This window comes from Candidatus Omnitrophota bacterium, assembly GCA_013791745.1.
Lineage (GTDB): Bacteria > CG03 > CG03 > CG03 > CG03 > CG03.
This window is the reverse complement of record VMTH01000070.1, coordinates 1-8,308: the sequence shown is the minus strand read 5'-3', so window position 1 is coordinate 8,308 and position 8,308 is coordinate 1. Positions and strand designations below refer to the sequence as shown.

At 46.5% G+C, this 8,308-nt stretch carries 11 protein-coding genes; all 11 read left to right on the top strand.

The genetic code is table 11. From position 1 onward, the window contains the following. Positions 1-589, top strand: a 589-nt coding sequence (locus FP827_03205; protein MBA3052086.1) for a hypothetical protein, incomplete at its 5' end; no start/stop codon positions are given. Then, positions 523-1,401 (top strand): oxidoreductase, encoded by an 879-nt coding sequence (locus FP827_03200; protein MBA3052085.1) that lies wholly within the window; start codon positions 523-525, stop codon positions 1,399-1,401. The genes FP827_03205 and FP827_03200, both read left to right, overlap by 67 nt. Before the next feature lies 1 nt (position 1,402). Continuing rightward, the gene (locus FP827_03195) at positions 1,403-1,888 is read left to right on the top strand and encodes a hypothetical protein (GenBank protein ID MBA3052084.1); all 486 of its coding nucleotides are present in this window, start codon (positions 1,403-1,405) and stop codon (positions 1,886-1,888) included. After that, on the top strand, positions 1,888-2,775 hold the full coding sequence (locus FP827_03190; protein MBA3052083.1) for an NADH-quinone oxidoreductase subunit H: 888 nt from the start codon (positions 1,888-1,890) through the stop codon (positions 2,773-2,775). Before FP827_03195 ends, FP827_03190 begins: the two co-directional genes overlap by 1 nt. A gap of 65 nt (positions 2,776-2,840) precedes the next feature. After that, positions 2,841-3,272 (top strand): NADH-quinone oxidoreductase subunit NuoB, encoded by a 432-nt coding sequence (gene nuoB / locus FP827_03185; protein ID MBA3052082.1) that lies wholly within the window; start codon positions 2,841-2,843, stop codon positions 3,270-3,272. Positions 3,273-3,296: 24 nt separating this feature from the next. Next, entirely contained in the window at positions 3,297-4,988 is a 1,692-nt protein-coding gene (locus FP827_03180) for a hypothetical protein (GenBank protein ID MBA3052081.1), read from the top strand. Continuing rightward, positions 4,989-6,743 carry a hypothetical protein gene (locus FP827_03175; protein ID MBA3052080.1) on the top strand — a complete coding sequence of 585 codons (1,755 nt, stop codon included), beginning with the start codon at positions 4,989-4,991 and terminating at the stop codon, positions 6,741-6,743. Continuing rightward, positions 6,740-7,267, top strand: coding sequence for a DUF4040 domain-containing protein (locus FP827_03170; GenBank protein ID MBA3052079.1), 528 nt, complete (start codon positions 6,740-6,742; stop codon positions 7,265-7,267). Before FP827_03175 ends, FP827_03170 begins: the two co-directional genes overlap by 4 nt. Further along, on the top strand, positions 7,257-7,745 hold the full coding sequence (locus FP827_03165; protein ID MBA3052078.1) for a hypothetical protein: 489 nt from the start codon (positions 7,257-7,259) through the stop codon (positions 7,743-7,745). The genes FP827_03170 and FP827_03165 overlap by 11 nt, the downstream gene beginning before the upstream one ends. Continuing rightward, positions 7,742-8,089: a cation:proton antiporter gene (locus FP827_03160; GenBank protein ID MBA3052077.1), complete on the top strand. Its 348-nt coding sequence runs from the start codon at positions 7,742-7,744 to the stop codon at positions 8,087-8,089. The genes FP827_03165 and FP827_03160 overlap by 4 nt, the downstream gene beginning before the upstream one ends. Positions 8,090-8,092: 3 nt before the next feature. Continuing rightward, positions 8,093-8,308: hypothetical protein (locus FP827_03155; protein MBA3052076.1), on the top strand; the 216-nt coding region annotated here is incomplete at its 3' end.

The following is an 8,308-nucleotide window of genomic DNA, read 5'->3' as shown; positions in this document are numbered from 1 at the left end:
GGGAGCTCACCCCCGGGCGGAAAAAGATTTTGACCTGAATTTTTCCGCTGTCAGTGACGGGTATATGGTTGAGGCCGGATCTGAAAAAGGTGAAAAAATCCTGCAAAACAACTCGGATAAACTGGAAAACGCTTCAGACGCCCAAAAAAAAGAACGTGAAAATATGCGCGCATCTGTGGAAAAAACATTAAACGGCCAGAATAAAGGACTGACTTTAGATTTACAGCGTCTCGCTCAAAATGTGGGAACCCGAAATTCATCCTTTGAAAATCAAGGGAAAACCTGTGTCAGCTGCAGCGCCTGTACGACAGTATGCCCTGCCTGTTTCTGCTTCTTCCTCTCTGAGGGTACAGAAAATAAGATACGCTATACAGATAGCTGTCAGCTTCCCGGTTATGCCCGCGTTGCCGGCGGCGGAAATCCTAACAAAGAACTCATCTCGCGTTTCATGCACAGGTTCGGATGTAAATTTTCATGGCGCCCCAGTATGCACAATAACCTTGGCTGTACCGGATGCGGAAGATGTATTCCCGGCTGTCAGGGAAAGATAAACTTCAAAGATGTGTTAATAGAGGTGGCAAAACAGTGACTGATCCTTATAAAACAATAAAGGCGGAAGTCTTAAAAGTAACGGATGAGACATCCAACATAAAAAGTTTCCTGCTCAAGCCCGAGAAAAAATTCTCGTTCAGGACAGGACAGTTTGTTCAGTTTACAGTGCCCGGTATCGGCGAGGCCCCTTTTACACCATCCTCATCTCATTTTGAGAAGGATGAAATAGAGATAACCATAATGAAAGCCGGAAGAGTAACTTCCAGGATACACGAACTTAAACCAAAAGATATTATAGGCATACGGGGCCCGCTGGGAAAAGGTTATCCGCTTGAAGAATTTGAAGGCAAGGAAATACTTATCCTCGGAGGGGGAGTGGGAATGGCTCCTCTCCGATGCCTGCTGCTCTCCCTGCTTGAAGAAAAAGACAAATATGGCAGGATATTGCTCCTCTACGGCTCTAAAACTCCCGGCGATATTGTATATGCGGGACAATTCGCGGACTGGAAAAAGCGGGGCGCCGAAATATACCGTTCCGTCGATAGATGCGACACAGGCGAGTGGAAAGAGAAGAAGGGCGTCGTGACATGCCTTTTTGAAGGACTGAAGCTCAATCCGAATAACGGCGTAGCTGTCGTGTGCGGCCCTCCGATAATGATGAAATTCGGGACGATGAAGCTTCTTGAAGTGGGCTATAAACCGGAAAACATATACCTTTCAATGGAAAAAAATATGAGTTGCGGCATCGGAAAATGCGGGCACTGCGCCTGCGGAAAATATTTCGCCTGCAAAGACGGCCCTGTTTTCAAATACAGCGTTGTGAAAGATATAGAAGGGATTTGGGACTGAAATGATACTTATAGACCTTGAAAAATGTTACGAATGCGGAAAATGCGAAGCACAGTGCAGTTATCCTCTTCACCACGGGAAAACATCCTGCCTAACGCTGATAGAAGAAGCAATACGGGAAGTAACCTGCCGCCATTGTGAAGATGCGCCGTGTGTTATAAGTTGCCCCACAGAGGCTCTTAAGAAAACAAATGATGATCTGAACCGGGCGGGAATGCTATGCACATCCTGCAAAAGCTGTCTTGCCGCATGCCCTTTCGGAGTAAATACCCTGGAAACCGTCAATTTTGAAAAAGCGCCCTGCGATCTATGCGAAGGCCGTGAGATCACTTGCGTGAAAACCTGTTCTAAAGAAGCTATCACGGAAGGAAATTTTAAGGAAGACGCCGAAAAGAATATATATAAGGTAGCAAACGGAATTTACGCTAAAGCCGTGCACTGGAAAACTCAGCTCGGGATAAAAAACCTCGGAGGAAAGAAACCGTGATGATAACGCTCTTCCATTATTTGATCTTCCCCGGCCTGCTGTTTGCCCTGATCATCGGCATGATCGCCTCGTGGATTGAAAGAAAAGTGACAGCCCGGGTACAATGGCGCGTCGGCCCTCCTTTCCTGCAGCCGCTCTATGACATCATGAAACTGTTCATAAAAGAAAATATCGTGCCGGAACACGCCCATTATCTTACTTTTGCCGCAGCGCCTATAATTTCATTTGTGAGCGCGGGCCTGGCGGCAACAATAATAGGGATGTCCATATTTTTTCCGTCTTCCAGCTTCCAGGGAGACCTTATAGTTGTCGCGTATCTTCTTGTTATCCCCGCTCTGTCATTAATACTCGGCGCCGCGGCAAGCGCGAATCCCCTGGCTTCTCTGGGGGCATCCCGCGAAATGAAAATGGTGCTCTCGTATGAACTGATATTCTGGATAGCGCTTATAGTCGCCTGGATAAAAACCGGCGGGCAGCTGAACCTTTCTTTATTCGCCGTCAAAGGAGCGGTCGGAGCTTCCGTTTCCGGGGCGATAGCTTTTGCGCTCATGCTCATCACAATGCAGGCGAAACTCGGAAGAGTGCCTTTTGACGCCGCGGAAGCTGAAACGGAAATATCAGGCGGGACTTACATAGAATATTCAGGGCCGCTTCTGGGTTTTTTTAAAATGAGTCAATACATAATGCTGGTGGCGGTGCCCGCTCTTGTTTCCATAATTTTTCTCGGCGGAGCCAGCATCGGTAAGTATGTCATATTACTCGTAATTATAATTCTCGCTGAAAATACTAATCCGCGACTGAAGATAACTCAGTGCCTGCGGCTGTTCTGGTTTTTTTTGTTGCCGGCCGGATTAATTGCTATAATCCTGGCAACTTTAGGTTATTAACATGAAAAGAAATATGAAATTTCAAAATTTAAAAAAATGGAAAATGCAGATCAGGAAAAGCCAAGATGCCCGTTATAAATAAACTCAATATTTTAACCAAGTCTATATGGGTGTTCCATTTTGCGTCGGCGGCGTGCAATAACTGCGACATAGAGATACTTGACGTGCTCACGCCCCGTTTTGACGCTGAAAGGTTCGGTATAAAGCTCATAGGTTCCATAAAACACGCGGACGCAATGCTGGTCTCGGGTATCGTTACCCGTAAAAGCGCCCCTATGCTAAAGGATATCTACGCCATGGCGCCCCAACCCTTAGCCGTGATAGCTTTCGGATCCTGCGCATCATCGCAGGGAATGTTCAAAGATTCCTGTATGAGAACTGTACCGGTGGACGAAATTATTCCCGTAAATGCCTATATTCCCGGCTGCCCGCCGAGACCGGAAGCGATAATAGACGGGATTGTTAAAGTTATAAAAAAACTGAGAGGGGAAATATAAAAAAGAGGATAATGAATAGTAAAAATGAAAGATAAGATTAAAAAATTACTGGGAGAAAAGATTGTCAATTGGCAGGAAAAAAATCCTAAACGCCATTACATTGAAATAAAAAAAGAACATCTCCGGGATTCCGCGGCGGTTATTTTTACCGAGCTGGGACTGCGGTTTAATATCGCGACGGCTCTGGATAACATAAAAAATATGGAAGTGCTGTACCATTTCTCGGATGATACCACAGGGGTGATTTTTTCACTCCGCGTAGCCACTGACCGGGACGGCGGCGCGATCCCGACCATAAGCGATATCATAACGGCCTCCAAGTGGATAGAGAGGGAGATCCATGAATTGTTCGGCATAACTTTTACGGGTAATGATAACCTCCAGCGGCTTCTTCTTGACCCTGCGTGGCCGGAAGGCGTATATCCTCTGCGGAAAGATTATGCATACGGCAGGAAGGAAGAACTATCGGAAGAGGATGAAGAATCTCTGCGCAGGCCAAACATAAAGATCGATGATGAGGACGGAGATAAACAATGTACCATAATCCCGATAGGGCCCTACCACCCTCTTCAGGAAGAACCCGAGTTTTTTGAACTGAAAGTCAGGGGGGAAAAAGTGGTTTCCCTGAACATAAACCTGGGATATAATCACAGATCGATAGAAAAGATCTCAGAGGGTAAACACTGGGATCAGGTCACTTTTCTTGTGGAGAGGATATGCGGGATATGCTCCTGCTCCCATCCTTTCGCCTATGTGCTTGCCGTTGAGGACCTTGCAGGCATAGAAATTCCTGAAAGGGCAAAATACATCAGATGCGTTATAGCGGAACTTGAAAGGGTCCATTCTCATCTGCTTTGGCTGGGGCTGGCTGGGCATTTTCTCGGATATAACACCGTATGGATGTGGGCCTGGAAATACAGGGAAACAGTCCTTGATCTCTGCGAGCAGATATCAGGAAACCGCAACCATTACGCAATGATGAAAGCCGGCGGCGTCAGACGGGATATCTTAAATTCTGAAATAGACGATATGAAAGCTAATTTAAAAACGATCGTATCAAAAATAGATATGTTCAAGGGCGCGGTACTGGATGACCCCGTCATACACGCAAGAACTAAAAATGTCGGGGTCCTCTCCAAGGAAGACGCTATCAGATACTGCGTGACAGGGCCTACTGCCAGAGCAAGCGGGATCAGACAGGATATAAGGAAAATTGATATCGCAAACAGCGCCTACGGGCTCGTGGACTGGGATATGATAGTACTGGAAAACGGCGATGTCTTTGATAAAGCCGTATGCAGGGTCCTTGAAATGTATGAATCGGTCAAAATAATAAATCAGTGTTTTGACCACCTGAAAAAAATGGAAGAAGGAAACATCTGCACTGAAATAAGGGACCTTCCCGCCGGCGAAGGCATAGGCCGATATGAAGCTCCGCGGGGAGAGTGCTGGCACTATGTTAAAAGCGACGGCGGGAATACTCCTGTAAGGCATAAAATAAGGGCACCTTCATATATGAACATACTTTCCAATGAGGTAGCGGCTGTAGGCGGAATAGTTTCGGACGCGGCAATAACGCTTGCCGCAGTTGACCCCTGCTACTGCTGTACTGAAAGAATGCAGGCGGTTGAAAACGGGAAAATTAAATATGACTGGGAAAGCCTGATCAAAATGTCCCAGGAAAAAACAATGAAATTAAAGGCGGAGCAAAAATAGATGGATCTGCTACTTCCCATTAAGATAAGCGCGGCTTTGTCGGTCATATTTTTTATTCTGCCGGACAAACGGAAATTAGTCGTACCCGCGGCGCTGACTGCGGCTATATCCTTATTTATAATTTCCATCTATTCTCTGTTTTTCAGAGATATAGCGCTGGCCTCCCGGCCATATATTATGGCTGATAACATATCAAAAGCGGTATATTTCCTCATCTCCTTCTTCGGCGCGATCATGGCGATATACTCGTCAGGATTCATAACCCGTAAGCTGAACAGATACTTCGCCTATTTCTTTTTAACTATCGCATCTTCCTTAGGTGTGGTGATCTCCGCCAATTGGCTTATTTTTACGATATTCTGGGGAATATCCGGCACTGCCCTGTTCCTTATGATACAGCTTGAGTCCGGCGCAAATGCCGCCGCCAAGAAAACAATGATAATTCTGGGCGGAAGCGATTCATTGCTCATATTGGGAATTGCCATAATCTATTACGCTACAGGAACTTTTACAATCGGTACGGCGCCATGGTCGGGATTAGCCGCGACATGCCTGCTGGCGGCGGCTTTGGCAAAAGCCGGAGGGATGCCTCTTCACACCTGGATACCCGGATGCGCTGAAACAGCTCCTCTGCCTGTGACCGCCTTTATCCCGGCCGCGCTTGATAAGATCCTCGGTATATATATGATGACGCGGCTGTTCCAAATAATGCGTTTCCCCCCCGAAGCAAGAATGGCCGTGATGATCATAGGCGCGGGCACTATAATATGCGCTGTTTTTATGGCCCTAAAACAGCATAACGCGAAAAAACTTCTATCCTATCACGCGATCTCGCAGGTCGGTTATATGATACTGGGCATAGCATCAGGGACAACACTTGGTTTGATCGGCGGTTTCTTTCATATGGTCAACCACGCGATATATAAATGCGCCCTTTTCCTCGGGACAGGACAGGTTGAAAAAACAACCGGAACCGACCACCTTGAAAAACTCGGCGGATTGGCAAAGCTGCTGCCCTTTACTTTCACATCAATGCTCATAGCCTCATTCGCGATATCAGGCATACCTCCCTTCAACGGCTTCTACTCAAAATGGCTGATCTATCAGGGCATACTCGGAGCAAACACAAAAGATTTTCAGCTTTTAACCATGTTGTGCCTTCTGGCGGCGCTTTTCGGTTCTGGCTTGACGCTGGCTTCTTTTATGAAACTTATTCACGCAATATTCCTGGGGTCATCATCTCCTCTTATAGGGAGAATAGAACCTTCACACAGAGAAAAATTCTCTCTTGTCTTCCCTCAGATAACACTTGCGGCAGCATGTATATTATTGGGGCTGTTCGCTGTGAATATATTTATCAAACCTGTCTTCGGTTCCGGCGTTCTGGATGAAATCCGGGGGGCATGGTCACCCGGCACAGCGTCTCTGCTTATGATAGCCGGTATTGTGATCGGGATTTTACTTTATTGGTTATCGGGCTCCAAAACCCGCCGGGCGGGAAGTTTTATCGGCGGCTATAAGGTTGCGCCCGAAATGAGGGTCTCAGGCGTAACATTCTATGCGAGCATTGAAAATATTTTCCCTTTCCGCCAGATATTCAGGCTCGCTGATAAAAAAGTATTTGACCTTTATGAAATGACAAAGCTGGGGCTGTTCTACATCATCGGTATTTTACGGTATTTCCACACCGGTGTTCTGAGCAACTATCTGACCTGGATTTTTGCCGGCGGAATTATTATATTTTTAGCACTATGACTGAAGCTATGATCCTTTTCCTTTTGGTCTTGATGATCCTGGGCTCAATTATTGCCCTTGAATCAAAAGACCTTCTCTCTTCGGTGATCGCCGTCGGGGCTGTGGGATTTATGCTTTCAGTGATATTTCTGATCCTATGCGCGCCGGACATAGCCATAGTCCAGGTCGTGATAGAGATCCTTACTTTGATCATACTCATACGCGTAACCATTTCGCGGGACATACATATAGTGACAGATACCAGAGATTTCCTTCCCTTCGCCCTTAACATAGTTCTTTTATTCGTCTTCTTCATGATCGCGGCTGAAGCCATACGGAATATGCCCGCCTTCGGAACCGGCGTGAGCAAAGTGGCATTCCCCTATCTCAGCAGAGGATTAAGTGATACCGGCAGCGCCAACATAGTCACTTCCGTTATACTTGATTACCGCGCTTATGATACCCTTGGCGAAGCGACAGTACTCTTCACCGCGCTGATCGGCGCAATAACAATTCTAAGAAGAGAGGCAAAAAATGAACGATGAGAAAAAAATATCCGGCGGCATGAGCGAAGTGGTCAAGACCGTCTGCAACATCCTGGAAGGATTCATATTTGTATTCGGCTGTTACATAGTGCTATACGGCCAGCTCAGTCCGGGCGGCGGGTTTGCCGGAGGCGTAATTCTTGCCGCGGTATTCATCCTGATAATGCTGGCCTTCGGCAAAGAACGCATACTGAAAATAATGCCCAGGAAAAGAGGAGCTTTTATTGAAGCTCTCGGAGCACTAGCTTTTCTGGCTGTTGCCTGGGCGGGACTTTATGTAAGCGGTATATTCTTCAAAAATTTCATACCCACAACTGCGGCCAGCCACTTTAATCTGATGAGCGGCGGAACAATACTCATTTGCAACATCGCAATCGCCCTGAAAGTCATGGCGGGCCTTTTCCTTGTGTTCTTTGTGCTTTCCATAACGCGGGTGGTCCTCGAAGGCGATAAACTTAAAATGGTGAAAAAACAATGATATACACAGCTTGCATCGCGCTGTTCGTCGTGGGCCTGTATGGTATATGCTGTAAAAAAAATCTGATAAAAATTGTTTTGGGATTTATCATAATGGACTATGCGGTCAACCTTTTTATAATACTCATCGGTTACCGGAAAAACGGCATCGCGCCGATTCTTGATAAGACCATGGACGTGAACAAATTCGCCCTGAACAGCGTTGATCCTATGCCTCAGGCGATAGTCCTGACCGCTATAGTGATAGGCCTGGCCGTAACAGCGCTGATGGTGGCGGTATGCGTCAGGATATATGAACGCTACGGCACATTTGACATTACAAAAATAAGGAAATTGAAAGGATAAAGTATGGAAAGATATATATACCTGATTCTCCTGCCTTTAGGTGGAGCTTTTATCATAGCGGCTTTAAATGCCGCCGTAAAAAGCAGGGATACACGCAACATTACAGCCGATATCCTTGCTAACCTGATAACGCTTGCGACGGCCGGGATAGCTCTCACTTCTTTCGGCATAAACGGCTCCTACTCTGTAGGCGGCTGGCCTGTACCTCTTGGAATAAAT

Coding starts and splice junctions, on each gene's coding strand:
- FP827_03200 (MBA3052085.1), top strand. CDS start 523: ATGTATTCCCGGCTGTCAGGGAAAGATAAACTTCAAAGATGTGTTAAT.
- FP827_03195 (MBA3052084.1), top strand. CDS start 1,403: ATGATACTTATAGACCTTGAAAAATGTTACGAATGCGGAAAATGCGAA.
- FP827_03190 (MBA3052083.1), top strand. CDS start 1,888: ATGATAACGCTCTTCCATTATTTGATCTTCCCCGGCCTGCTGTTTGCC.
- nuoB (MBA3052082.1), top strand. CDS start 2,841: ATGCCCGTTATAAATAAACTCAATATTTTAACCAAGTCTATATGGGTG.
- FP827_03180 (MBA3052081.1), top strand. CDS start 3,297: ATGAAAGATAAGATTAAAAAATTACTGGGAGAAAAGATTGTCAATTGG.
- FP827_03175 (MBA3052080.1), top strand. CDS start 4,989: ATGGATCTGCTACTTCCCATTAAGATAAGCGCGGCTTTGTCGGTCATA.
- FP827_03170 (MBA3052079.1), top strand. CDS start 6,740: ATGACTGAAGCTATGATCCTTTTCCTTTTGGTCTTGATGATCCTGGGC.
- FP827_03165 (MBA3052078.1), top strand. CDS start 7,257: ATGAACGATGAGAAAAAAATATCCGGCGGCATGAGCGAAGTGGTCAAG.
- FP827_03160 (MBA3052077.1), top strand. CDS start 7,742: ATGATATACACAGCTTGCATCGCGCTGTTCGTCGTGGGCCTGTATGGT.